23 protein-coding genes and 1 pseudogene are annotated in these 24,533 nt (G+C 40.4%); 13 read left to right on the top strand and 11 right to left on the bottom strand.

Features of this window, described 5'->3' with window-relative positions:
• Window positions 1-80 precede the first annotated feature (80 nt).
• Window positions 81-575: a formylglycine-generating enzyme family protein gene (locus ACM0OW_RS19105; RefSeq protein WP_414551731.1), complete on the top strand. Its 495-nt coding sequence runs from the start codon at window positions 81-83 to the stop codon at window positions 573-575.
• 18 nt (window positions 576-593) lie between these two features.
• Here ACM0OW_RS19105 and ACM0OW_RS19100 read toward each other — a convergent pair whose 3' ends face one another.
• On the bottom strand, window positions 594-1,229 hold the full coding sequence (locus ACM0OW_RS19100; protein ID WP_414551730.1) for a bifunctional 4-hydroxy-2-oxoglutarate aldolase/2-dehydro-3-deoxy-phosphogluconate aldolase: 636 nt from the start codon (window positions 1,227-1,229) through the stop codon (window positions 594-596).
• 496 nt (window positions 1,230-1,725) lie between these two features.
• On the opposite strand from ACM0OW_RS19100, the gene ACM0OW_RS19095 reads away from it, so the two are divergent.
• Genes ACM0OW_RS19095 through ACM0OW_RS19085 form a run of 3 tightly spaced genes read left to right on the top strand, consistent with a single transcriptional unit; the run spans window position 1,726 to window position 4,211 of the window.
• Window positions 1,726-3,072 (top strand): erythromycin esterase family protein, encoded by a 1,347-nt coding sequence (locus ACM0OW_RS19095; RefSeq protein WP_414551729.1) that lies wholly within the window; start codon window positions 1,726-1,728, stop codon window positions 3,070-3,072.
• Window positions 3,073-3,123: 51 nt separating this feature from the next.
• Window positions 3,124-3,681, top strand: a complete 558-nt coding sequence (locus tag ACM0OW_RS19090) for an HdeD family acid-resistance protein (protein ID WP_414551762.1) — start codon at window positions 3,124-3,126, stop codon at window positions 3,679-3,681.
• Window positions 3,682-3,713: 32 nt separating this feature from the next.
• A complete protein-coding gene (locus ACM0OW_RS19085; RefSeq protein WP_414551728.1) occupies window positions 3,714-4,211 on the top strand; it encodes an Hsp20/alpha crystallin family protein in 498 nt (165 codons plus the stop codon).
• Between the two features lie 67 nt (window positions 4,212-4,278).
• Here the strand turns inward: ACM0OW_RS19085 and ACM0OW_RS19080 are convergent, their stop codons facing one another.
• The 6 genes from ACM0OW_RS19080 to ACM0OW_RS19055 form a co-directional block, all read right to left on the bottom strand.
• Window positions 4,279-5,835, bottom strand: a complete 1,557-nt coding sequence (locus tag ACM0OW_RS19080; RefSeq protein WP_414551727.1) for a hydantoinase B/oxoprolinase family protein — start codon at window positions 5,833-5,835, stop codon at window positions 4,279-4,281.
• A gap of 177 nt (window positions 5,836-6,012) precedes the next feature.
• Window positions 6,013-6,756, bottom strand: coding sequence for a pyridoxine 5'-phosphate synthase (locus ACM0OW_RS19075; RefSeq protein WP_414551726.1), 744 nt, complete (start codon window positions 6,754-6,756; stop codon window positions 6,013-6,015).
• Window positions 6,757-6,805: 49 nt separating this feature from the next.
• On the bottom strand, window positions 6,806-7,282 hold the full coding sequence (locus tag ACM0OW_RS19070; RefSeq protein WP_414551725.1) for an ester cyclase: 477 nt from the start codon (window positions 7,280-7,282) through the stop codon (window positions 6,806-6,808).
• Window positions 7,283-7,387: 105 nt separating this feature from the next.
• Window positions 7,388-9,484, bottom strand: a complete 2,097-nt coding sequence (locus ACM0OW_RS19065) for a hydantoinase/oxoprolinase family protein (protein WP_414551724.1) — start codon at window positions 9,482-9,484, stop codon at window positions 7,388-7,390.
• 93 nt (window positions 9,485-9,577) lie between these two features.
• Window positions 9,578-11,524 carry an ABC transporter substrate-binding protein gene (locus tag ACM0OW_RS19060; RefSeq protein WP_414551723.1) on the bottom strand — a complete coding sequence of 649 codons (1,947 nt, stop codon included), beginning with the start codon at window positions 11,522-11,524 and terminating at the stop codon, window positions 9,578-9,580.
• Between the two features lie 144 nt (window positions 11,525-11,668).
• Window positions 11,669-11,908, bottom strand: coding sequence for a hypothetical protein (locus ACM0OW_RS19055; RefSeq protein ID WP_414551722.1), 240 nt, complete (start codon window positions 11,906-11,908; stop codon window positions 11,669-11,671).
• A 16-nt stretch (window positions 11,909-11,924) separates the two neighbouring features.
• On the opposite strand from ACM0OW_RS19055, the gene ACM0OW_RS19050 reads away from it, so the two are divergent.
• The 4 genes from ACM0OW_RS19050 to ACM0OW_RS19035 all read left to right on the top strand — a co-directional run bounded on the left by ACM0OW_RS19050 (window position 11,925) and on the right by ACM0OW_RS19035 (window position 16,294).
• The gene (locus ACM0OW_RS19050) at window positions 11,925-12,395 is read left to right on the top strand and encodes a GNAT family N-acetyltransferase (protein ID WP_414551721.1); all 471 of its coding nucleotides are present in this window, start codon (window positions 11,925-11,927) and stop codon (window positions 12,393-12,395) included.
• Between the two features lie 392 nt (window positions 12,396-12,787).
• Window positions 12,788-14,677 (top strand): transketolase, encoded by a 1,890-nt coding sequence (locus tag ACM0OW_RS19045; protein ID WP_414551720.1) that lies wholly within the window; start codon window positions 12,788-12,790, stop codon window positions 14,675-14,677.
• A gap of 164 nt (window positions 14,678-14,841) precedes the next feature.
• The gene (locus ACM0OW_RS19040) at window positions 14,842-15,075 is read left to right on the top strand and encodes a hypothetical protein (RefSeq protein ID WP_414551719.1); all 234 of its coding nucleotides are present in this window, start codon (window positions 14,842-14,844) and stop codon (window positions 15,073-15,075) included.
• 418 nt (window positions 15,076-15,493) lie between these two features.
• Window positions 15,494-16,294 carry an exosortase-dependent surface protein XDP2 gene (locus ACM0OW_RS19035; RefSeq protein ID WP_414551718.1) on the top strand — a complete coding sequence of 267 codons (801 nt, stop codon included), beginning with the start codon at window positions 15,494-15,496 and terminating at the stop codon, window positions 16,292-16,294.
• A gap of 291 nt (window positions 16,295-16,585) precedes the next feature.
• Here ACM0OW_RS19035 and ACM0OW_RS19030 read toward each other — a convergent pair whose 3' ends face one another.
• The 3 genes and pseudogenes from ACM0OW_RS19030 to ACM0OW_RS19020 form a co-directional block, all read right to left on the bottom strand.
• The gene (locus ACM0OW_RS19030; protein ID WP_414551717.1) at window positions 16,586-17,338 is read right to left on the bottom strand and encodes an alpha/beta fold hydrolase; all 753 of its coding nucleotides are present in this window, start codon (window positions 17,336-17,338) and stop codon (window positions 16,586-16,588) included.
• 141 nt (window positions 17,339-17,479) lie between these two features.
• On the bottom strand, window positions 17,480-17,992 hold the full coding sequence (fldA, locus tag ACM0OW_RS19025) for a flavodoxin FldA (protein ID WP_414551716.1): 513 nt from the start codon (window positions 17,990-17,992) through the stop codon (window positions 17,480-17,482).
• 149 nt (window positions 17,993-18,141) lie between these two features.
• A pseudogene (locus tag ACM0OW_RS19020) lies at window positions 18,142-18,276 on the bottom strand (chlorophyll a/b binding light-harvesting protein); the annotation flags it as partial.
• A 678-nt stretch (window positions 18,277-18,954) separates the two neighbouring features.
• On the opposite strand from ACM0OW_RS19020, the gene ACM0OW_RS19015 reads away from it, so the two are divergent.
• From ACM0OW_RS19015 to ACM0OW_RS19000, 4 genes are all read left to right on the top strand, one after another.
• Window positions 18,955-19,302, top strand: coding sequence for a hypothetical protein (locus ACM0OW_RS19015; RefSeq protein WP_414551715.1), 348 nt, complete (start codon window positions 18,955-18,957; stop codon window positions 19,300-19,302).
• A 73-nt stretch (window positions 19,303-19,375) separates the two neighbouring features.
• A complete protein-coding gene (locus ACM0OW_RS19010; RefSeq protein ID WP_414551714.1) occupies window positions 19,376-21,601 on the top strand; it encodes a hypothetical protein in 2,226 nt (741 codons plus the stop codon).
• A complete protein-coding gene (locus ACM0OW_RS19005) occupies window positions 21,594-22,244 on the top strand; it encodes a flagellar motor protein MotB (protein ID WP_414551713.1) in 651 nt (216 codons plus the stop codon). Before ACM0OW_RS19010 ends, ACM0OW_RS19005 begins: the two co-directional genes overlap by 8 nt.
• Before the next feature lie 13 nt (window positions 22,245-22,257).
• Window positions 22,258-23,667, top strand: a complete 1,410-nt coding sequence (locus tag ACM0OW_RS19000; RefSeq protein WP_414551712.1) for an EH signature domain-containing protein — start codon at window positions 22,258-22,260, stop codon at window positions 23,665-23,667.
• A 14-nt stretch (window positions 23,668-23,681) separates the two neighbouring features.
• Here the strand turns inward: ACM0OW_RS19000 and ACM0OW_RS18995 are convergent, their stop codons facing one another.
• Complete coding sequence (locus ACM0OW_RS18995) at window positions 23,682-23,942, bottom strand: hypothetical protein (RefSeq protein ID WP_414551711.1); 261 nt, start codon at window positions 23,940-23,942, stop codon at window positions 23,682-23,684.
• 148 nt (window positions 23,943-24,090) lie between these two features.
• Here ACM0OW_RS18995 and ACM0OW_RS18990 point away from each other — a divergent pair, with 148 nt between their 5' ends.
• Window positions 24,091-24,465, top strand: a complete 375-nt coding sequence (locus ACM0OW_RS18990) for a DUF4870 domain-containing protein (protein ID WP_414551710.1) — start codon at window positions 24,091-24,093, stop codon at window positions 24,463-24,465.
• The last annotated feature ends 68 nt before the right edge of the window (window positions 24,466-24,533 follow it).

Below are 24,533 nucleotides of genomic sequence, written 5' to 3'. Positions count from 1 at the left end.
TTCCGGAATTTTCTGGTTAAATCTGCCAAATGTCTTGATTTATGGTTATTTATGGTTATTTATGATTTATTGGATTGAGGGTGAAGCGTCTGACTGCCCATACAAAAAGGCAGTACCGCCTACCCAGTGAAGCAGAATGGGAATATGCCTGTCGTGCTGAAACTACTAGCCCATTCCATTTTGGTGAGACAATTACAACCGATTTGGCTAACTATGATGGCAACTACACCTATGGTGATGGGGTTAAAGGAGTTGACAGAGAAGAAACAACAGAAGTAGGGAGTTTTGGGGTAGCCAACAACTTTGGATTATACGATATGCACGGCAACGTATGGGAATGGTGTCTGGATGATTGGCACGGTAACTATGAAGGAGCGCCAATAGATGGTTGTGCTTGGTTTGATAATAATGATAATTTTTACCAGAAAAAAGGAAGAACCGTACTGCGGGGCGGTTCCTGGGGCATCTATCCTAGAAGCTGCCGTTCTGCGTTTCGCGACTACTATGGTCGCGACGACCACTACTACGGTCTTGGTTTTCGGGTTGTGTGTGCCGTCGGGAGGATTATTCAGTAGCCCTTTATACTTCTTAGGCTATGTTGTTACACTCTGCATTAGTTGATTTGCGTGGGACGCGATCGCTTGCCAATTTCCTTGTATAACCAGCTTTTCAGGAAATAATTGACCACTCAAACCCACAGCGATCGCACCAGCTTGGATAAATTCTGGAGCATTTTCTAAAGTCACTCCCCCAGTGGGAATCAAGGGAATTTCACCCAGTGGCCCTTGTAAACTTTTAATATAATTAACTCCTCCCACAGCTTGCACAGGAAACACCTTCACACAACTTGCACCCTGATTCCAAGCAGTGACAATTTCTGTGGGAGTCATAGCACCGGGTATAATTGGCACATCTTGTTTGACTGCGGCTTGAATCATGGCAGAATCAACGTGGGGGGAGAAGAGAAATTGCGCCCCAGAAGCGATCGCCTCTTGCAATTGTCCGACATTAAACAGCGTCCCCGTGCCAATGAGACAATTTGGTAACTCCGCCCGTAATAGACTAATTAATTCCCCAGGGCGATCGCTATTCCAGGTAATTTCAATCAGCCCCATTCCCCCATCAGCCGCAGCCATAGCCATTTTTTGAGCTAACCGCATATCTGAGGCGCGAATAACTGCGATCGCACGGTGTTTTTGCAGATGTGATAACCAAACTTGATCAGACATTTCATAAAAACGTGAGTTCGACGGAACCTAACCCCAACCCCTTCCCTACAAGGGAAGGGGCAAAAAATCTATAACGTAGTATCAAATAAATAATAGGCTTTTTCAGCCTCTCTCCTTGCAGGGCTATGGTGTTGTACATACAAGTCTTATCAAGTTGCCTAACAGCGTTTCGATCCCCCCTAACCCCCCTTGAGAAGGGGGGAAATAGAATCAAAGTCCCCCTTTTTAAGGGGAGCAGATCACTTGTGTGTACACCGTAGTTCCTTGCAGGGGAGAGGAATGGAAGATGCAAGATATGTGTTTTGACTATTCCTAGAGGGAGAACCATATATTTAGTATCATGCGACCTTAGCCAGATGGAATCAGAGATGAAGATTTTTAAGCTGAAAGTAGTAAGAACCGAAATATAACAGGTGTAAAAACCGTATCGAACTTAACTTGCGCGGTGATACGGAATTTAAAACCCGTGCGGGTATTTCTCAATCATTAATTGATTATGGCAGACGCAACTATCACCAGCATAGTCGATGCGCTGCGTGGGTATGCACACCGATTAACAGGCGCAGATCAAGACTACGACCCATTAATGAATTTAATCGGCAATGCGCGTTTTGTCTTGATTGGCGAAGCCTCCCACGGGACTCATGAATTTTACGAACAACGGGCGGAAATTACCAAGCGACTAATTCAAGAAAAGGGGTTTACAGCCGTAGCGGTGGAAGCAGATTGGCCTGATGCTTACCGAGTTAATCGTTACGTCCAGGGTGTCGATGATGATCCTACACCGGCTGAAGCACTTTTAAATTTCCAACGCTTCCCTTTATGGATGTGGCGAAATACAGAGGTGCTAAATTTTGTGGGCTGGTTACGAGAATACAATGATCGTTTGCCCAAAAAAGCTATTAAAACGGGTTTTTATGGGTTAGACCTTTATAGTATGTATGCTTCCATAGAAGCAGTTCTCGGCTACCTGAATCAAGTTGACCCCGAAGCCGCCCAACGCGCGCGCGATCGCTATTCATGCTTAGAGCATTTTGGCGAAGATGCCCAACAATATGGGTATGCTACCAGTTTTGGCATTGCCCAATCCTGTGAGCAACAAGTAATTAATCAGCTCCAAGAATTGCAACGTCGGACTGCGGAATACGTGCAGAAAGACGGGCGAGTTAAGGCTGATGAGTTCTTTTATGCCGAACAGAACGCGCGATTAGTCAAAAATGCTGAACATTACTACCGTTCCATGTTTCAAGGGCGAGTGTCTTCCTGGAATATTCGCGATCGCCACATGGCCGAAACCTTAGACCAGCTGATCACACATTTAGATCAACAAGGTCAACCAGCCAAAGTTGTGGTTTGGGAACACAACTCCCATTTAGGTGACGCACGCGCCACTGATATGGGGTCAATGGGTGAGGTGAATGTTGGTCAATTGGTCAAAGAACGTTATGGCGATGAGGCTGTAAATATCGGCTTTACCACCTATACCGGTACTGTCACCGCAGTTTCTAACTGGGGGGAAACGGCTCAACTCAAACAAGTTCGCTCTGCTTTACCTGGAAGTTATGAAGCTTTATTCCATGAAACTGAAAGACCCCAATTTTACCTCAACCTCCGGGATGAGAATCAAGCAATTGTGGGTCTACGGCAACCCCGGCTAGAAAGAGCAATCGGTGTGATTTACCAGCCGGAAACTGAGCGTGTGAGTCACTACTTCCATGCTTGTTTACCTGAACAATTTGATGCGGTGATTCACATTGATGATACCAAGGGAGTCCAACCTCTAGACCGAGTTCCCACCTGGGAAATGCGGGACGCACCAGAGACTTTTCCCTTTGGTGTTTAGACAAACCTTCAACGCCAGTTACAAACTCCAGCTATGACAAATCTTGACCCCATGAGAATGGGAACGCGCTTGGCCAGGAATTGGTGGACAGTTGCATTACGGGGAGCGATCGCCATCATCTTTGGTTTAGCAGCCCTCTTCTGGCCAGATATTACCCTAACAGCTTTGATATTTATCTTTGCTGCCTTTGTCTTAGTCAGTGGAGTATTATTAGCGATCGCTGCCTTCCGAGATGGTCTAACTCATACCCACGGTTGGATAATGTTGCTCGAAGGTGCAATTGGTATTGCTGTTGGAATCATGGCTTTTATCTGGCCAGGAATCACAGCATTAGTCTTGCTTTATCTGATTGCAGCTTGGGCGATCGTTACTGGCGTTTTAGAAATCATCGCAGCCATTCAGATACGAAAAGAAATTCAGAATGAGTGGTTACTAGCGATCGCCGGCATCGCCTCGGTATTGTTCGGCATATTGTTGCTCGTCTGGCCTCTTGCTGGCGCATTAGCAATTCTGTGGATTATTGGTGCTTACGCCATTATTTTCGGTATCTTACTCCTGATTCTGGCTTTTCGCCTCCGGACTTGGGGAACTGAACGCAGAATCTTTTAAACACCTAAAACAATTAATTGGAGATAAAAATCATGGTATTAAGTCGCTGGGAACCTTTTAGAGAAATAGAAACCATTCAACGCCAAATGAATCGTCTACTGGATCAAATCACACCCTCAACTGATACAGGCGAAATCATCAGCGATAGATTGACATTTGTACCTCCAGCAGAATTGGAAGAAACATCTGATGATATCAAACTGTGGATGGAAATTCCTGGGATTGACCCCCAAAACTTAGATGTCAAAGTTGCCGCAGATACGGTTTCTGTAACTGGTGAACGTAAATGTGAAATCAAGGACGAACAAAAAAGAGGTATGCGGCGTTCAGAATTTCGTTATGGCAGATTTCAAAGAGTAATACCTCTACCATCTCGAATTCAAAACGATAAAGTACAAGCTGACTTTCAGAATGGTGTTTTGTGTCTCACCATGCCAAAAGCCGAAGAAGAAAAAACCAGAGTTGTGACTGTTCAGTTACCAGGACAAAGCCAACAAGGGCAAATTTCCGGAGGTAAAAAAGAGAAATAAAACCTAACCGCAATAGAAAGATCCCCGACTTCTTCAAGAAGTCGGGGATCTGAGTCTTAGTTCAAAATTAGGAGAGTGAACCAAATCCGCCGCCGCCAGGGGTTTCAATCACAAAAACATCTCCAGGCTGCATTTCTACTGTAGCGGTACTGTTTAAATTCTCTTGGGTTCCATCCTGACGTTCTATCCAGTTGCGTCCTACTTTTCCTGCTTCCCCTCCATTTAATCCCAAGGGCGGAACTACGCGATGGCTAGAGAGAATATTTGCTGTCATGGGTTCTAAAAACCGAATGCGGCGAATTACGCCATTACCACCGGAATGTTGACCTTTACCGCCGCTATGGGGACGCAGACTAAAACTTTCTACTAATACAGGATAGCGGGTTTCTAAAACTTCTGGATCAGTTAATCGGGAGTTGGTCATGTGGGTATGGACTGCATCAGTACCATCAAAATTAACTCCTGCGCCAGAACCACCGCAGATGGTTTCATAATATTGATAACGCTGATTTCCAAAAGTAAAATTATTCATTGTTCCCTGGGAACCAGCCATGACACCCAACGCACCATATAAAGCATCGACAATGGTTTGGGAGGTTTCCACGTTACCTGCGACGACTGCGGCCGGGTAGATTGGGTTAAGCATACAGCCAATTGGCACAATTATTTCTAAAGGGTTCAGACATCCAGCATTCAGGGGAATATTATCATCAACCAAAGTCCGGAAGACATATAAAACTGCTGCTTGAGTTACGGCTTTGGGAGCATTAAAGTTACTATTTAGCTGTGGAGATGTGCCAGTAAAATCAATGATAGCGCTACGATTTTCTCGATCAATTGTGACTGTGACTTTAATTTTTGCCCCATTATCCATTGCATAAGTAAATGAGCCATCTTTGAGTAGATTTATCGCTCGCCTCACTGATGCTTCGGCATTATCTTGCACGAATTTCATGTAAGACTGCACTGTGTCAATGCCGTATTGAGTAACCATTTTTTGGAGTTCTTGCACTCCTCTAGCATTAGCAGCAATTTGGGCTTTGAAATCAGCAATATTTTGGTCAGGGTTACGCGCCGGATAGGGATGATTGGCGAGGATTTTTCGTACTGGAATTTCCTGAAATTTTCCCTGTTCTACTAAGAGAAAATTATCAAATAAAATGCCTTCTTCTTCTACTGTGGTGCTGTGGGGAGGCATGGAACCAGGTGTAATCCCACCAATATCGGCTTGGTGTCCACGAGAAGCTACGTAAAACAAAGGAATTGAGGTGTGAGTATCTTCGAGGAAAACGGGGGTAATGGCAGTGACATCTGGGAGGTGAGTTCCGCCGTTATAGGGATTGTTGGATAGGTAAACATTTCCTGGTTTAATGGTGTCGCCTTTATCGTTAATTAAACTGCGGACACTTTCACTCATTGAGCCTAAATGTACGGGAATATGGGGGGCGTTGGCTACTAATAATCCAGAAGTGTCAAAAATAGCGCAAGAGAAATCTAGGCGTTCTTTGATATTTACCGATGCGGCTGTATTTTGCAGCACGATTCCCATTTGTTCAGCAATAAATTGATAAAGGTTTTTGAATATTTCTAAGCGGACGGGATCGGGTAGATGTGTTGTATTCATTATTCAATCTTATTTATAAAACCACAGAGACGCAGAGAACACAGAGAGAATTTAGATGACTGAGTTTAAGTTGTCTTCTGAGCTAGGATAATGACTGTTCGTATTTATAGCGATCGCATCAGTGTAGGATGGAAAAAACTCTCCTAGCAAGGGGAGCAACGCGAGAATGTGGGAATTTTACATTTTCCATTGTTCTGAGTTAGCTTCAGACAAAACCCGCAAGTATGCTTGAACAGCCGCAGATAAACCGCTTTCTAAAGCATCTGCAATCAGCGCATGACCGATGGAGACTTCCAATATATGAGGAATTGAGCAAAATTTACTCAGATTTTGCAAATTTAAATCATGTCCAGCGTTGATTCCTAAACCAACATCTTGAGCCGCTTGTGCAGCAATTACATACTTTGGAAACACAGATTGAACATCACCATGATGGAATGCAGCAGCATAAGGTTCTGTATATAATTCAATTCTATCAGCACCAATTTTTTGAGCCAGTTCCATTTGCGTTGGTTCTGCATCCATAAACAAACTAACACGAATGCCAAGAGTTTTTAATTCTTCGATAATTGGTATTAGTCGCTGTCCATCTGCTAACAAATTCCAACCGTGGTCTGATGTAAAAGTATCAGGAGTGTCTGGCACTAATGTGCATTGTGTCGGCTTTACCTGACGCACTATTTCCATAAATGGCGCTTGAAAGGGGTTGCCTTCAATGTTGAATTCTACCGTTAATATCTCTGCTAAAGCGTAAACATCGGCTGGACGTATATGACGCTCATCTGGGCGAGGATGAACTGTGATTCCTTGCGCTCCTGCTTCTATACAAATTTTCGCTGCTTTGGTAACACTTGGTATTTCTAAATTGCGCGTGTTTCTTACTAAAGCTACTTTGTTCAGGTTGACACTTAGATTAGTCATTGTTTTTAATTTTTGAGCAACGCAATGATAGTTATTTGGTTATCTTTTTCTAGCGCTTTTTAAATGGCTTGGTTAAAAGATTTTTCATGATATGTGGTACAAGTGTGAAACCTGGAATAAAAACAATACCCAATTGTTGCATTAATCCTAGTGCGTCTCCTTGTCCCCAATGCTCTACAATTTTGCCGTTTTCAACGCGGTCAATATGCATGATTGATAACTGGATTTGTTTACCTGTTGGTGGAATACCTTGAAAGTTACCTAGATGTGTAGCTGTGAATGTCCCACAAGTAACGATTTTATCTTCTTCAACAATCACCTGATCAAATTTGTGTTCACTATTAGTAAAGGCTAAGTAGAAAGCCATGCCAAATTCTTTAAAACCTTCGCCATTGAGGGGTTCAGAGACACCAGCCATGTGAGCTACAAAATTTGAAGCGAGAAGTGCAAATGCTTTGTCAATATTTCGATTGTCGAAAGCTTGATAAAACTCAAGAACTATGGCTTTATTTTCCTGGGGTAACATTTATTTTCTATTTAGGTTGATTACAAGTGAATTGGCATAATCATTGCTAAGGGTTTTAGAGGATATTTGAAAAGTTTTATTGTAGGTAGATGCGCTAAACTATGATTAGGAACGGTGTAAAATTAAATGATTACGTTCAGTTAATCTGGCTTGCCAATTTGGTTCAACTATAATTGTACTAATTTTTTCTACGATAATCGCAGACCCATGAATACTATCTCCTGGTTGTAAATCTTCTCGCCGATAAACTGGTGTATGATGCCATTGGTTATCTGTAAACATTCTGACTGTTTCCACAGATTTGGGTGCTTCGTCTCTGGGACGGATACGAGTAATTAAGGGTTCTTCAGGTGTATCCATTTTCTGAATTACTTCTACTGAGGCGGATTCGATAATTAAGGTTTTGTCTTGTTGAATAAAACCGTAGCGAGTTTTATGTTCAAGCTCAAATTCTTGTCGCATTATTACTACATCTGAAGCAAAATTAATATTTAAGGTTGAGTTAGTTCCTGCATATTTTAAATTCACTTTTTGGACTACTGATTGTTCTCCATTTACACCGTCTGAAGTTAATTCATTTCTCGCTTGAGTTTCTAATATTGCCATTAGTGGCTGTAATTGCGGGATTAGTTCTGTATTTAAAGGCTGTTCTACTCCCGCTTCTCTAATTGACCTAATATCAGCTAGTCCCATACCATAAGCGGATAAAACCCCGGCGTAAGGGTGCAAAAATATGGTTTTCATGCCTAATGTGTCAGCAATTAAACAAGCAACTTGCGCCCCAGCACCGCCAAAGCAACACAGGGTATATTGACTGACATCATAGCCTCTTTGTAGGCTGATTTTTTTAATGGCATTTGCCATATTTTCAACTGCGATCGCCATAAATCCAGCTGCTACTTGTTCTGGTGTACGATGATTGTCTGTGACATCGGCAATTTCTTGGGCTAACTGGGTAAATTTCTCAATCACAATATCTCGATCTAAAGGCAAATTACCATCTAAGCCAAAGACAGAGGGGAAATATTGGGGGTGAATTTTGCCTAACATCACATTGGCATCTGTAACTGCTAATTTACCACCTCTGCGGTAACAAGCCGGCCCAGGATTTGAACCCGCAGATTCGGGTCCGACACGATAACTAGAACCATCAAAAAACAGAATTGAACCGCCACCAGCCGCAATGGTATTAATTGCTAATACGGGAACTCGCATCCGCGCCCCAGCGATTTCCGAATCTAATTGGCGTTCATATTCTCCTTTAAAGTGGGCAACATCTGTACTGGTTCCGCCCATATCAAAGGTAATTACTAATTGGAAATCTGCTCTTTGACTGGTTTGAACTGCGCCGACTATCCCTCCAGCCGGTCCACTTAAAATACTATCTTTACCTTGAAATTGTTGGGCTGCTACTAATCCGCCGTCAGATTTCATAAACATTAATTTTACTGCGGGTAACTGGCTAGCAATTTGGTTGACGTAGCGGCGCAAAATTGGTGTTAAATAAGCATCTACAACTGTTGTATCACCTCGGCTGACTATTTTCATTAAGGGGCTAACTTGATGAGATACAGATATTTGTGTAAAGCCAATTTCTTGGGCAATTTGGGCTACTTGTTGTTCATGCTGGGGATAGCGATCGCTGTGCATAAAAACTATGGCACAACTGCGAACACCTGTGTGGTAAACTGCCTGTAAATCGCTTTTGACTTGTTGAATATTAACAGGGGTTAATTCTTGACCCTGGGCATTATAGCGTTCATCTACCTCAATTACCTGCTCATATAACATCGTGGGTAAAACGATATGACGGGCAAAGATATCAGGGCGGTTTTGGTAGCCAATGCGGAGGGCATCTTTAAAGCCTTTCGTAATCAGAAGAACGATGCGATCGCCTTTTCTTTCTAAGAGGGCATTTGTGGCTACTGTAGTCCCCATTTTGACTACTTCTATGGCTGTAGTAGGAATGGTTTCGTTACCTGCTAAACTCATGATATCCCGAATACCTTGAATGGCTGCATCTTGATATTGTTCGGGATTTTCTGAAAGTAATTTGTAGACTATCACCCATTGCTTTTCAGGAATAGGCACAATTAAAAATCTATCAGGATGTCTGGATAGTTTATCAATAATTTCCTGATTATCAGTGACAGCAACTATATCTGTGAATGTCCCGCCTCGGTCTGCAAAAAATTTCAGCATTACTTATTTCCTTGATGGTCTAAAATTAAGATAGCAATGGGTTTGTGAAGATTTCTACTGCATCTGTAGAAGATTTAGACGACAGGTGAAGAATTAGATGATATTCCATTGCCATTTTTGCTGTTTTGCATTCCATTTAACGCCTACTATTTCTGAAGGAGGATGCAGGCGATCGCCATTTTCGTTAAACTCAATAATTCCCGTCACTCCCTGGATTTGTTTTCTCTGTTCTTTGAAATATTGATTGATATGTATTAGCAAAGATTGATTATCTTGAATTTGATATTTTTCTAACATTCGGAAAATTATTAATACTGAATCAAAGGCTGTAGCGCTGCGCCATGTTAAGTTTTCTTCTCCCCATAATTGCGTAGCTATTTGACAGAATTGCTGAGATAAGAGATTATTACTATTACAGCCATTTTCTCGGCTGTTTATATGCCAAGGAATACAAGCAATAATTTGGCACTGTTCTTGATTATTTTGATTATATTGGTTTTGTTCGTGAATCCAATGCAAAACATTCTCTTGGTAAAATGTCGCAGAACCAGCTATTAAAGATTTATGCAGATTTAATCGACTAATCAGCCCAGAGTTATTCAGAGAATTGGGTTCAATTCCGCCATCGGGAATTATAATGATAATATCCACGCTATCTTTGTTAATACGTTCTAAATAATCTTGAATTTGATAATAGTTTTCGCTAATATATCCGCATTCTTTCAGGAAAGTAAACTCTTTTTTGTGCGGTGCTAAATATTCTTTAAAACTATTTTTATAAGAAGTGCTATAAGTGCTATTCTGGTTATAGATAATAGCTACTTTCTTTAAGCTTTGATGTGAAAACTTTGCTAGCAAATAATTGGCTAAAGATGCTGCACTCACACTATCTTGAGTGGTTATTCTAAAAAAGGATAAACTTTTACCTCTAGATAAATGGGATAGTTCATTAGATGTACTGCTAGAATTTACTAAAACTAGACTATTCTGAGAATAAAAGCTCAGGGCTTTTTTAGTCATTTCGCTGGAGTAATGACCAATAATAGCGATTAAATTTAACTGCGGGGCTAAATTAGCTAAATTTTCTGCTGTTTGATTATATGGATCATATAAATTATTTTGATCATTAACAACGAGAATCTTTAAGACTAATTGACTATCTGTATTATTGAGATTAAAGAATATATCAGGTTTAATATCATCTAAATTTATCTCTTTATTTAGAGACAGTTTCTCAAAAATTGGTAAGTTTACTTGTAATTGAATTTGGGCGATTCCGCGCAAAATTTCCGCAGCTACATGACCCTGATTATGATGAAATGGTACAACCACAGCCAGAGGATAAATTTTAATATTTCTGGTTTGTAAGAGAGATTGCTTGTATTCGATTAAACAGTTATTAATGTAAATCAAAACTTCAGGATTACCAAATTTATAAACCTCTATTTCTTTTTTCCAAGCCCAGATAAAACACTTCAAAGCTTGATAATAAAGTCCCTTTTGATAAAATTGTGTGCCTTCAATTTGAAACTGCACAATTTCTTGATTAGGAGGATAAATAAAAATTTGTCTGCCAAAACTACCTTGAAAGTTATCATTACAGCACTTCCGGCAGCTATGAGGTACATCCCCAAAACTGAAAGCTATGATAGGAGAGGGACACAGGATAAATCTGTATTGCATAATAGCCGGAAGCGCTGTATTTAACTGAGGAGGGGGATTTAATTTATAAATATTATTTGGTTCCAGTAAGAAATTGAGAATTACAACCCAGTTACCTGCTATTTGCTCTTGCTCAACTTGCAAAGTTTCTGCTATTCTGGGATAAATATATTTACTCAGTCTATCTCTAATATTTTGCTCCGATAGATTGGCTGTATTCGCTATTTGTTGTCGAGAATATCCTAATAGAGATTGACAGATAATTTTCTTGTCAAGGTCGCTAAGGATTTTTTTATTTGAACCTGTTGCTAATTTTTCAAAGAACAGATTAATATTAATACTTAACTGTTCTGTAACTTCCTGGCAATTTTGACACATATCACTACATCATCTGTTTCTCAGAATTATAATCTGATTGCCAAATTAACTTATCTATGTCTGTGGAAAATTTTTCTACAGATGTATTACAGTAAAATTACTATGAATAATAATTTTCTGATATAGTCTATTATGGACAAATACTTAAATCATTAGCAAGAAAACTATCAGAATCATGCTGAGGGTAAAAGCAAATAACAGAGCATATTCAAGTCTGCGGCTCAAATATCCCACAGCAGCAATCAAACTGATAAAAAGTATAGCAATACCAATATACTGTTCGCGTTGCCAACCTTTCGCAATGAGTGAATCTTGCTGCGCCGGTTCGGTGGCGGGAATTTCTTCAATTGTACTGGGTAATGGTGTCTCAGGTTGTGAATTCATAAAATATACATTAATTATGAAAGTACGAAGATACGAAATAGGTGATACCGCAGAAATTATGCAGTTGTTCTATGAAACTATTCATGAGGTGAATATTCGTGATTATACAAAACCACAGCTAGATGCTTGGACATCAGTAAATATGGATGTTGACGTTTGGATAAGTAGCTTAAAAAGTAAGTTTACTTATGTCGCAGAAGAGGAGAATAAAATTGTTGGTTTTGGGGAACTAGAGACAAATGGACATATTGACCGCTTTTATTGTCATAAAGATTTTCAAGGTCAAGGAGTTGGGACTAAAATCTTAGAACAAATTGTATTAACAGCCAAAAGTTTAGAAATTCCCAAATTGTTTGTAGAAGCTAGTATTACAGCTAAACCTTTTTTTGAAAGAAGAGAATTTCTGGTGGTAAAAAAGCAAGAAGTCGAACGCAGAGGGCAAAAATTAATAAATTTTGTCATGGAAAAACTATTATTTCAAGGCTGAAGCACTCTGGATATATCCAGAGGTATTTTTTAGCCGAAATTCACATGAAGCTATTAAAGGTAATTCTAACTCTTTAATTATGTAAATTGTATTTTTTATAAAAAATACATAAATACTGGATTTGGCTATATATACCCTAAGAAAGAAAGGGTATTTATTCCATTAGAAAGAAGTTATTACACATCCTACTCTCTAAAGTGAACCCAGGAAGAGTGAAATAACTTCCTGAGCAATTTGGGTTGTTTACCAGTTACCATTCATCAGAAAATTCAAGATGAGAATCTTTGTATGGGAATAGAGCCTAGCGGTAATTTCTACGGGAAAATAGCTTAAATTAGCCAAAAAATGCCGAATTTTATAAATTACCTGTATTTTGATTTAGGAAAAGTATTATGACTACACAGGAACAACTGCAAGGATGGCATGAATTAGCTCAACAGTTGCGTGTAGATAGTATTCGCGCCACAACCGTTGCGGGTTCGGGTCATCCTACCTCGTCTATGTCACCGGCGGATTTAATGGCGGTTTTACTATCTAAATATCTCCGCTATGATTTCAATAATCCAGATAATCCTAATAACGATCGCCTGATTTTCTCTAAAGGTCATGCTGCACCTTTACTATATAGTATGTATAAGGCAGCAGGGGTAATTAACGATGATGAATTGCGATCGCTGCGGTGTTTTGGTAGTCGTTTAGAAGGTCATCCCACACCGCTTTTACCTTGGGTTGATGTGGCTACCGGTTCTCTAGGACAAGGTTTACCCATTGGTGTAGGGGTAGCTTTAGCAGGTAAATATTTAGATCAATTACCTTATCATACCTGGGTGTTACTTGGTGATAGTGAAACGGCGGAAGGCTCAGTTTGGGAAGCTTTTGACCATGCTGCACACTATACCCTAGACAATCTTATTGCCATTATTGATGTTAATCGCCTTGGGCAACGGGGTCAAACCGAATTGGGTTGGAATACAAAAGCTTATGCTAAACGTGCTACAGCCTTTGGTTGGCAAGCCATTGAAATTGACGGTCATGATTTAACTGAGATAAATCAAGCATACAGCGCGGCGGTGACTGTGAACGATCGCCCCACAGTAATTATCGCCCGCACAAAGAAGGGTAAAGGTGTGGCTTCCCTAGAAGATTTAGGCGGTTGGCATGGTAAAGCCCTGGAATCTGATGCTGCCAAACGAGCAATTTCGGAGTTAGGTGGTGAACGACAGATTACAATTTCAGTGGATACACCTGACGAACCAGGACAACCAGTCAGCATCGGGAATCCTCAACCATTGCAACTCCCCAAATATGACCAAGGTGCAAAAGTCGCCACCCGTCGAGCTTATGGTGACGCTTTGGTAGCATTAGGCGCAGCACAACCCAATATAGTTGCGCTGGATGCAGAGGTGAGTAACTCAACTTACGCCGAAGATTTTGCTGAGGCTTACCCTGAGCGTTACTTTGAGATGTACATTGCTGAACAGCAAATGGTAGCAGCTGCGGTGGGGTTACAGGTAAGAGGATATAAACCCTTTGCTTCTACCTTCGCTGCTTTTCTGACTCGTGCTTACGACTTTATCAGGATGGCGGCTGTGTCTCGCGCCAATATTAAATTAGTGGGTTCCCATGCGGGTGTATCCATTGGTCAGGATGGTGCTTCACAGATGGCTTTGGAAGATTTAGCCGCATTTCGGGCTGTGTGGAGTAGTACAGTACTTTATCCCTGTGATGCCAATCAGACAGCAAAATTAGTCGCCCAAATGAGCGATCGCAATGGTATTGTTTATCTTCGCACTACTAGAGAAAAGACAATGATTATCTATGATGATCATGAAGATTTTACTATTGGTGGTAGCAAGATTATCCGTAGTTCTGACCAAGATCAAGCTGCTGTAATTGGTGCAGGTATTACTCTCCATGAAGCAATTAAAGCTTACGATATACTGAAAAACGAAGGGATTACAGTCCGTGTCATCGATGCTTACTCAGTCAAACCCATTGATGTCCAGACATTGCATCAAGCCGCACGGGATACCGAAGGTAATTTAGTCGTTGTGGAAGACCACTGGATTGAAGGTGGACTGGGTGCGGCGGTGCTGGATGCCTTTGCTGGTACTAGCAATACTCCCATTTATGATGGTTCCCAACTGCAATTAATTAAATTGGCGGTGCGAGATATGCCAGGCTCAGGTACACCAGAGGAATTACTTCATGCTGCCAAAATCGATGCTGATGCCATTGTGGAAGCTGTGAAATCGCAAGTTAGACAGCCAGTCAGACTGTAAGTAGGGGCGGCTTTACAGATATGATTCATCATTAACTCTACCTAGATTGAAGTATTTTCAGCCTATTTGCTGATCAGCATTAATGTCTAATTATTTCCTCTGGTAGGAGTTAATAGTACAAGACAAAGTTACCTTAGAAACTACTGTCACCAGGATTGAAGAAAATGCCTGATAAATATCATACTGGAACCAACGACGAACACTTTAATCTGGTTAGTGTGCTGTACCACGCCTTGCAAGGTGCGGCTTGCTGTGAAACCTATCTTAACGATGCACAACAAGCAGGCGATCGCGATTTGACTCAATTCTTCCAAGATGTGAAAAGCCAAAACCAGAATTTAGCAGAGAGAGCAAAGCAGCTATTAGCACAAAGAACTGAGCAACTTGTGGCGCATTAGTGGGGTTACGCCCCTTAAGAATAGGAACCACCTTCGGGCATACGCTGGGCGAAGAGCTTTAGATGCAAAGGACGCAAAGACAGAAAACTTCGCGTCTTTTTTGCATTTTTCTCTGTATTTCAATTAACCTTGACTTAACCTTAAGGGTATAATTGCAGATAAGTATCCAGTCACTTACAGTGAAAATGTAATGGAAGTGTGAAGATCAAGAATAAATTCAATTGCACAAAAATGCCAGTAAATGCCGAACTAAGGAAGATGAAGTCGTGGAAAAGCCTGTAACATGGGACTTTTTTTTACGTTTCTGTATAAATACGGAATTTACAGTTCCAGGATAAGATTATGTGAACTATATATACTTCGGAATCTACTTGTGGCATTATGAAATGGCAAGCACAAATCTTCTCGGATTCAAATTATGAAACTGCAAAAAATCTCTACTTTGACAGGTTTAATGGCTGCTGGTGTTTTAGCTTTATCTTCAGCTCCTGCACAAGCTTTTTCGTTCACCACTAACTTCACTCAGACTGGCGGTTCCAAAGGAGATACGACTTTGAACTCGGTAGAAAAGGACGGACAGATCATCGATAAGTTTATCTTCGTTAACCGCGCTGATATCCTTGAGAATGATATAGCAATTCCTGCTAATCCTAATAGCGGTGGAGCTAGTGCAGATAGAGGAGATAATGCCACAGGTATAGTTGTTCCCAATCCTAGCGACGCGGATATTGTCACAGCACTAGGAAATAACAACCTCAATAGCATCATTGATGGTGAAGATGGCAATGTTGCAGATAGCGGTAGCTTTAAAATGAACCTTTTCTTTAAAAAAGCAGTAGACCACTTGTTTTTCTGGGAACGAGGACAGAATAGTGATTTAAATGTCCAAGCTATTGATAAGGATGGTAACTTGCTTGGTAGCTTGTTGAAGATTTTACGTGGTGAATGGGATAATGCTGGTTACAGCATTGACACTACTGAGATTCCTGGCGCTCAAAGTGTTGGCTCTAGAGGTGTGAGTTTAGCAGATTTGGGTCTAGATATTAAACATATCTACGGGATTCAAGTCAGTGCATTCGCCGACCAAGGTTTTAACGGACCTGACTTCAAAGTTGTGGGTGCAAAAACCGTACCTGAACCAGCTAGCTTGTTAGGTCTTGGTTTAGTAGCTGGAGTAGTTGGTTTATCTCGCCGTCGTCAAGGTACAAAAAACGCGTAGACCACGCCTGTTAATATATACTCGGCTTTGATAAAAAATAATAATGAATTGATGCGATCGCACTTTGCAGACTTGAAATTGTGCGATCGTTTTTGCTATGGTAGTTTTCATGTATTTGAACCACATCTGTCGTAGGGGCGTAAGGCCTTGCGCCCCTACCACGTGGTCTATTTACCTTAAAATACCTGTAAGCAGTAAAAAATTAGTGATATCGGGCTACGCCGTCACTAAGACAACTATTTTTAGCAATTAGGAAGATGAATTATTTGTTCATCTCCCTCTAGTTTTTCATTAATGTATGGAAGTAGTGGAAGGTTGTGCAGATATTGTAAGCGATCGCCTCTCGTAACAGCCCCAGAAATTCAAAATTTGTGCGCCAACTTCTTGTGGGTGAAAATAGTGAAAGAAATGATAACCTTGGGGAAATTGCCAAAGTTTATCTTCTGGTTTTAGCCAATTGCGCCAGTCATCTAATGCAGGTGGATTAACTACTGAATCAGTTTTGCTACCGCAGACCATCATCGGCATAGAAACGCCTCCCTTGGGTAAATAAACCAACTTAAAAAGAGAATGGGGTGAAGGCGATCGCTCTAAATCCTTGTCTAAAGCCGTCATTAGTTTTTTAGTGGTGTGACATGGTTGTTTACCAAACAGACTGCGAACACTGTTGGCTAAAACTTGCTCACGGCTAATTATAAACATTTGTCGTTGAAAGTAATAATGAGCGTGCCAAGTATTAGCTGGTTGAGATCCTACAGCCAGGAGAGTCAGCGATCGCACCTTTTCAGGATAACGTCTAGCATAAGTTAATGCGATCGCACCACTAATCCCATGACCACCTAAATGCACCGCATCCGGGTAAGAAGCTAAAAACTCATGCAGCAACAGCACAGCTTGGTCTATAGAACTAGCTTCATCCCTTGTTTGTTGATATTCCCACTGAGCAATTTGCAAATACCCAGACAGGTGTTGAAGTAAAGGTTGATCAAAACGCTTCAAAGCCGGACTAGCATTTAACCAAAGAACATCGAATAAGTTAGACATTTTAAATCAGTGAACAGTGAACAGTTATCAAGAGACTTAAATCAGTAAATAATGAACAGTTATCAAAGCCTATAGCGGCAAACTCCCAATAATGTCTCCTGACTGATAACTGGTAACTGATAACTGTTCACTGATTATTTTCTACAAGCCGAATTCCGTCTTCAACTGTGTAACCCAAGCCTGAATGCGCTCGTCTGTGAGGTCAGATTGATTATCATCATCAAGGGCTAGACCACAAAACTTACCATTTCGCAAAGCTTTAGAATCGCTAAAATCATACCCCTCATTAGGCCAATACCCCACAGTTTTACCACCCTGTTGAGCAATCTTATCTTCTAAAATACCGATAGCATCCTGAAAATTATCACTATAGCCAATTTGGTCTCCCGTACCAAAATAAGCCACCATTTTACCGTTAAAATCAACATCATCTAAGTCAGGATAAACACCTTCCCAATCGCTTTGAAGTTCCCCAATATTCCAAGTTGGGCAACCAATAATCAAACATTCATACTCATCAAAATCAGCAACTTCAGCTTGAGCCATATCGTGTAATGTCACCACATCACCACCAAAAGCATCACGAATCATTTCAGCCGCAGATTCAGTTTTGCCAGTTTGAGTCCCGTAGAACAAACCAATTTTTTTCGCCATTTTGACACCTAATAAATAGTTTTAACTTGAGTTTGAGGAATGAGACTTGCTCAATCTCCAACCCCTACAAAAAAGAGACTGAAAATATCTTGTGGGGTGGGCATCTTGCCCGCCCTAAATATTTAACGATTTCAAATAGGGTTGTTTGTCGCACCTGCCCACAAAACCATCAACCCCGCATGAGCAACATGAGCGCCTAAAAGTCGCCCTGAGAGTTCTGTTAACCGAGCATTCCCTGACCACCAGGGAATAGACACCGATTTTTGAACAGCCATGCTTGTCATGACATTAGCTCCTGAGAAATTTTGCCTATACCTGAGATCAATCACCCAACTAATGAGTATCTATCTCAATAAACCTTAAAAACATATTATCAGACTTGTTGATAGTCTTTGTCACTACTTTACTGTGAATTTTTGTAATGTAGCCTATAGCTAAAGCTGCAAAATGCTTGTATGCCATAGCTTCACAGGATATTAGTGCTTAAAAAATCTGTAATGATAAAGAAATAATTAATAAAAAGTACTATTAAATCTCAATAAGCTCATGGTAAACTGGAAGCTACTCACACAATGTTAATAAACCTTCCGCATTTATTAGGCTGAATCATGTTTTGAGAACTTGAGATAAAAAAACAAGGATTTAGCCTTTTTGTATGCTACAGAAACTTTTAAAATCCTGACTCTCTGCGTTCTCTGTGCCTCTGTGGTTCAAAAAGTATTTTATTTGCAGCGATTTTCAGATAAGAGACTGACAACGAATAAAATCCCCAATTTGTAGGGTGGGTTAGGACGATAGTCCGTAACCCACCATTATCGCGTAAAGAGGCAAAAGAGTCACTTGGGTTGAAATTAGCCGTGCATTTGACATATAGTTTCCCTATTTTTGGCAAAAAAGTGAAATAAGTTGCGATTTTTGGGAACAATAACCCTATTGTAGCTCTGGTAAGTAGGGTAAAAGCATTGACAAATCAAGCGGCTGAACAGTTGCGCCCCTCTGTGGAGAAGTTGGTTAAAGAAATTGTCGCAATTAACCACGCTTGGAAAGTCGCGCGTGAATTATTTGGAGAAAATTCACATCTATCTATTTCTTCACGGGATTTAAAAACCTGTTTGCAAGTTCGTTTGTTGCGAAGTTATGCACCAAAACAGGTTTATTTAATTGAGGATAAAGAATCAGAAGGTGAACCCGCTTATGGTTTACGTCTCCGGGAACCTATAGGAAACCGCCAGGATGCAGAACATCTGCCAATACGGGTAGCGCAAAAAGTTCTCACAAATAAAGAGTTAGAACAATTCCAAAAGATATAACCAAGATAAACAAGAAGGGTGCAGTGTGGAAATAATACAATTTGGGAACATTTCAGACAACGTACTTTTTTATTTGGCAATTGCTGTTGTGTTCGTTGTCGCAACTATTATTGAAGTTTACACAGTATCGCAGTATTTGGATGAAACTAAAGCCGCGATTAATTTTTTGGGTAATGTAAAAAAAGGTAAATATGTAAAGCCTGTAGGCAAAACTAACGAGTGGTTAGAAAAGTATTTAGATCCCGAAGATATAAATATAATTCGTAAAGAAAGGGAAAAGAACGGCAAATTCATATTGATAAAGTATCCATCTGCTTTAGCCCGATCAGCACCTAGAACCTCCTTGCGTTTTGTGACTACTTTATGTACAGCTATTGGTGTTTTAGGGACATTTTATGGTATACAACAGGGACTTCAAGGAATCAATTTATCTACAGAAGATACCAAACAACTGATGACTGCTAGTACAGAGTTATTGGCAGGAATGAAAACGGCTTTCTCAACTTCCTTGATGGGGCTTGGTTCTGGTAGCTTGTTTACTTTAGTTTTGTTTGGCAGTGATTTAGCACGACAAAAAAGGCGTTATAGTTTGCGGCACAAATTGCAGAATATCGCAACTTTAAAAACCACAGAGAATGATAACCTTGAAGTATCTAAAGCACTTACGCTTGTAGCACAAAACTTGACCGGATTCAAACAGCTAAAAGCCGAAGATATTGGTCAAGCTGTAGGTAGGAGTATAGCAGAACAGTTTGCAGGTTTAAATCAGTTGTCAGCCCAAGCTATTGGAGAATCTGTCAAACAGCAAATTTTTCCACTCTTGAAAGAAATATTCCATGAACAGAAAAGACTTCGGGAACTCCAAGAAAATCAGGGACAAAGAGTTTTAGAAGAACTTATTAATGATTTGCGAATTCAGGTACTCGAACCGATTGCAGAGCGACTAGATAAAAGTGCTGAGTTAACCCAGCAAGCTTCCACAGCCGTGCTGAATCTACATCAAGAACTCGGCGGAATCTCTGAAAGTTTGGCAAGTTCTATCCTGACAATTCAGAACTTTCAACAAGAAACTTTGGTACAACTCCAAGGATTTGCTCACAATTTGGGAGACACTTTAAATGATTTTAAAACAGATACAAGAGGTGTTTTACAACAAACAGCCCACGAAATTAATCGAGCTGTAGATCATAGTATTGAGGGAATGACAGCCCAACGCAGTGCTTTTGAAGCAAGTGCAGACCAAGCTGCTGATACTTTCCGAGGAATTCGAGAGGAATTACAAACAGCGTTACAAGAACGCGCCACAGTCGAACAAGAAATGCTTCAAGGATTTGCTCACAATATGGGAAAAACTTTGAGTCAATTCAAAACTGAAACCACAGGAGTTTTACAACAAACATCTCAAGAAATTCATCACGCTGTAGATCAAAGTATTGAGGCAATGACAGCCCAACGCAGTGCTTTTGAAGCCAGTGCAGTTCAAACTGCTGACACTTTCCGAGGAATTCGAGAGGAACTGCAAACAGCATTACAAGAACGCGCCGCAGTGGAACAGCAGATGCTTCAAGCTACTCAAACTGGAATTATCCGAATTCTCACCCAAGCAAATAGAAGTTTTCATGAGCAAACTAATACTCTAAAAACAGTGGGTGAAAAAGCCTCTGGATTGATGAATGATGCGAAGGATAATCTTTTGGCTACTTTAGGAAATATTGACGAAAGACTCACAGCCACTCGCCAAACAGTAGAAGATGATTTGACAAGGTTTAGGGAAGAATATCAACGTAATTTACAGATGTTTTTTCAAGAGCAAAATTCTTTACTTGAGGATACACTAGGCAGACAACAGGAAGGATTATCTGGAGTTGTGAACCATCTTGATCAAGTCTTCCAAGATGAATGTCAAAGACGTACTGAATTGACTCTAGAAGTAGATGCAAGTATGACTAAAATTCAGGAATCTGTCGCACAAATTAACAAATTAGTAATTGCGGCCGGATTGAACGATGGACAACGACTCATACAACTAGAAAATCTAGCTCGTGGTATTGGCGAGCAATTGCAAACAGTGGATAATTCATACAGAAATTTAAATCAAAAGTTTGATCATAGCCTGGATGCTTGGCAAAGTCATCTTGAAGGTTCTATGCAAAGGACTGTTGACTTACAGGTGAATTTTTTCCAACAAGCAGATACTTCTATGGCTAGAGTTTGCGGAGATTTACTCAGAACGGCAGAAGTTCTAGTCGCTGCAAATGATAACCACCAATCTGGTAACGGTGCAAGCAATCATGGATAATTTTATTAGAGATGAAATTGATGCAGAGATTATAGAGGATGATGACTCTAGTATCTATCTGTCTATTGGCGATTTGATGTCTGGTTTACTGATGTTTTTTGCTTTGCTATTTATCACTGCATTACTCCAGCTTGCACAAAAGGATGTACCGAAACGGTTAATAATTGGTAATGTGGTGGGCGAGATGAAAAGTAACAATATCAATGTCAAAGTTAATCCTGAGACTGGAGATATCAGCATTCAGGAGTCAATTCTGTTTGCTCAGGGAAGTAACGAACTGAAACCAGAAGGTAAAGCTTTTCTCAGTCGCTTTATTCCCGTTTACAGTGGGGTGATTTTCTCAAAAGAAGAATTTGAAAAGGAAATTAGCCGTGTAGTTATAGAAGGTCATACTAGCTCGGAAGGAGATGAAAAAATAAATCTGGAACTGAGTTTAATGCGGTCTTTGTCAGTTTATAAATATATTTTTTCTGACATTAATTTCCCCACAAAAACGGCTTTAAGCCAGAAAATACTAGCTGCTGGTCGTGGAGAAGTTGAAGCTGATCAGAGTCGGGATAATCCAGGCGATCGCAAGGTGGTTTTCCGCTTTCAGTTTCGTAATGATGAGTTAAAAAAAGGTATCACTGAAAGCTCACTTTAAAGGATAAATAATCTTGAATTTTCAATTTTCTCTTCCTTCCCTACCTGAACCTCCAAAATGTATTCCTAATCAACTGATTCAGCTTACAAGTAACTTACCGGAGGCAACAATCTCAATACCAAGTGTTGATAAAGTATTAGCAGCGATTGAACAGGGTAAAGCTGATCAAGTAAGTCAATTAGACTGGATTTACTGCATCCATGCTAAAGCACAGTGGGATAAACAAAATACTGACCGTTCTCAGAAAACCTCAGCAGCCATTTGGAAGGTAGCAATTTCTAACTCATGGTTACAACATCAGCTATTGTGGCGTTTAGCTCTTTATTCTCATCATCAGCAAGAACAAGTATTAGCCAAGTCTCTAGCTGAATCTTTTGATATCTTTGCTAATTCTAATTTAGTTAATCACCTCCTACCCGTTCAAATTGTGCGGGCGCTTTGCAGTCAAAAACCAGGGAGAGAATTAGCCAAAATTGCTGATGAGCAGCGTGTAAATCAAACTGAATTAGTTAATATAATTCGCCAAGATTTACCAGTTTGGATTCCATCATTTAGCCAATTTATAGAACATATAACGCCATATTTTGTAAAAATTATTTCTCCAAATCAGCAGCAAGTAAGCTGGCTGTTAAGTTGCTTGAATGAAATGTCAGATGGTCAGCAAATCAAAGCTGTTGATCATTTACTCACTCGTGTTTCTAACGATATAGGTAAAAACCATTCTTTCCTAGTTGATTGGTTGCGAAATAACTATAGAAATGGTGAACATTGGTATAAAGTTTCCGAACCAGCTAGGGAAAGACTTCGAGAGTGGATTGGAGGGATTAATTATGGCGATTTCCAAAGGTTAGTAGATGTAATATTGAGCAGGATCGCTTTAGAATCCTTTGAGTCAAATAGGCTACGTAGTCGCAGAGCATTTTGGGCTAACTACAGTAACCGCTTTGAACGGCTTCGCATTTTGTTACCCAGCACATCACAAATTGCCATAGGGTCTCAAATTCAAGGTGATGTCGATCTACTAGAGGATGATGGTAGTGATCCCACGGAGGTTTGTATATTCGATTTTGGTGACTTGTTTGTAGTCGAGTTTTTTCGTGGAAAAGGGAGTGAGACGCGTCTGTTTCCTAACAATTCCCAAACTCAACAAATCCTTTTTGGTGAATCAAGGCTTTCGGTTAAACGGATTCGCTGTCTGGGTGGCGATAAGCACGATCATGTCTATATTTGGCAAAACTTTTGCACCATCTGGTTGTCCGATAATGGCATTTCACCTAATCGAAATACTCCCCCTTCTAGAAACCCGACAGCAACTAGATTACGAGAGAGAGAATACCAGCTTGAACGCTGGAAAGGAGAAATTAAGTCTTTGGAACGGGAAGCTAGACTCTACTGTGATGCTAATAAAGATATTTTATACTAATATTTATACTGACATCAGCCGTGAAGGTTGGCTTGCTCTTGTAACCAGGGGTCTACAGGCTGTCCATCTTTGCGACGTAGTTCAATTTCTATGGCTATAACTTCTTTGGAACCTGGAGGCGCGGGTTTTTGATGGAAAATGATGTCATAATCTAGTGGGTTATGTTTGCGTTCTTTTAACCAGTCCTGCACCTTGGTTGTGGCAAAAAATGATTGCCCTTGCTCAAACATCCGGGTAATCTGCATTTGTAATGTGTAGGGATTGATGCGACCCATTTTTTAGCTCCTTTCCTAAGTAAACCTCATATTCTAGTTTATCTCAAGGAACGTGGGAAAAACTTTTAGGGTACGGTAAACTGTAATACTCCCCATATTATGTGTTCGTTACAATAGGAGTTATAAACTAAGTTGAGAGGACACCAGAATGGAAGTTAGATACGACCCTGATAAGCGTAAATTGCTATCATCACTGTCTCACGGGGCAATTTTCTTTAGTACAACATTATTTTCTATTGGGGTTCCTATAGTTATTACCTTTATTTCTGATGACCCAGTGGTAAAAAGCAACGCTAAAGAATCGATTAATTTTCACTTTAATGTTTGGTTTTGGGCAACTGTAATTGGCGTTCCAATGGGGATTTTATCTTTCCTTACCTTTGGACTGGGGGGAATTTTATTCTTTCCCGTGGTTGCATTGGGTTTTGCTCTGCACTGGGGATTGACAATTTGGGCGTTGCTGCACTGTTTCAGCCAACCGAATGAACCATTCCGTTATCCGTTTATTTTTCGACTGTTCTAATTGCAGTCAGTTAATTTTTGTTGTTGCTGATTTCAAATATGGATTTTTGTCACGCAGAGGCGCAGAGG

The organism is Anabaena sp. CCY 0017, from assembly GCF_963920885.1.
Taxonomy (GTDB): domain Bacteria; phylum Cyanobacteriota; class Cyanobacteriia; order Cyanobacteriales; family Nostocaceae; genus Nodularia.
This window is presented reverse-complemented; position numbering and strand designations above follow the sequence as displayed.

What these genes read in the sequence shown, in the direction of transcription:
- ACM0OW_RS19100 (WP_414551730.1), bottom strand. Translation starts at nt 1,229, where the DNA reads ATGTCTGATCAAGTTTGGTTATCACATCTGCAAAAACACCGTGCGATC.
- ACM0OW_RS18990 (WP_414551710.1), top strand. Translation starts at nt 24,091, where the DNA reads ATGGAAGTTAGATACGACCCTGATAAGCGTAAATTGCTATCATCACTG.
- ACM0OW_RS19070 (WP_414551725.1), bottom strand. Translation starts at nt 7,282, where the DNA reads ATGTTACCCCAGGAAAATAAAGCCATAGTTCTTGAGTTTTATCAAGCT.
- ACM0OW_RS19035 (WP_414551718.1), top strand. Translation starts at nt 15,494, where the DNA reads ATGAAACTGCAAAAAATCTCTACTTTGACAGGTTTAATGGCTGCTGGT.
- fldA (WP_414551716.1), bottom strand. Translation starts at nt 17,992, where the DNA reads ATGGCGAAAAAAATTGGTTTGTTCTACGGGACTCAAACTGGCAAAACT.
- ACM0OW_RS19005 (WP_414551713.1), top strand. Translation starts at nt 21,594, where the DNA reads ATGGATAATTTTATTAGAGATGAAATTGATGCAGAGATTATAGAGGAT.
- ACM0OW_RS18995 (WP_414551711.1), bottom strand. Translation starts at nt 23,942, where the DNA reads ATGGGTCGCATCAATCCCTACACATTACAAATGCAGATTACCCGGATG.
- ACM0OW_RS19030 (WP_414551717.1), bottom strand. Translation starts at nt 17,338, where the DNA reads ATGTCTAACTTATTCGATGTTCTTTGGTTAAATGCTAGTCCGGCTTTG.
- ACM0OW_RS19060 (WP_414551723.1), bottom strand. Translation starts at nt 11,524, where the DNA reads ATGTGTCAAAATTGCCAGGAAGTTACAGAACAGTTAAGTATTAATATT.
- ACM0OW_RS19065 (WP_414551724.1), bottom strand. Translation starts at nt 9,484, where the DNA reads ATGCTGAAATTTTTTGCAGACCGAGGCGGGACATTCACAGATATAGTT.
- ACM0OW_RS19080 (WP_414551727.1), bottom strand. Translation starts at nt 5,835, where the DNA reads ATGAATACAACACATCTACCCGATCCCGTCCGCTTAGAAATATTCAAA.
- ACM0OW_RS19040 (WP_414551719.1), top strand. Translation starts at nt 14,842, where the DNA reads ATGCCTGATAAATATCATACTGGAACCAACGACGAACACTTTAATCTG.
- ACM0OW_RS19045 (WP_414551720.1), top strand. Translation starts at nt 12,788, where the DNA reads ATGACTACACAGGAACAACTGCAAGGATGGCATGAATTAGCTCAACAG.
- ACM0OW_RS19075 (WP_414551726.1), bottom strand. Translation starts at nt 6,756, where the DNA reads ATGACTAATCTAAGTGTCAACCTGAACAAAGTAGCTTTAGTAAGAAAC.
- ACM0OW_RS19095 (WP_414551729.1), top strand. Translation starts at nt 1,726, where the DNA reads ATGGCAGACGCAACTATCACCAGCATAGTCGATGCGCTGCGTGGGTAT.
- ACM0OW_RS19085 (WP_414551728.1), top strand. Translation starts at nt 3,714, where the DNA reads ATGGTATTAAGTCGCTGGGAACCTTTTAGAGAAATAGAAACCATTCAA.
- ACM0OW_RS19090 (WP_414551762.1), top strand. Translation starts at nt 3,124, where the DNA reads ATGAGAATGGGAACGCGCTTGGCCAGGAATTGGTGGACAGTTGCATTA.
- ACM0OW_RS19050 (WP_414551721.1), top strand. Translation starts at nt 11,925, where the DNA reads ATGAAAGTACGAAGATACGAAATAGGTGATACCGCAGAAATTATGCAG.
- ACM0OW_RS19055 (WP_414551722.1), bottom strand. Translation starts at nt 11,908, where the DNA reads ATGAATTCACAACCTGAGACACCATTACCCAGTACAATTGAAGAAATT.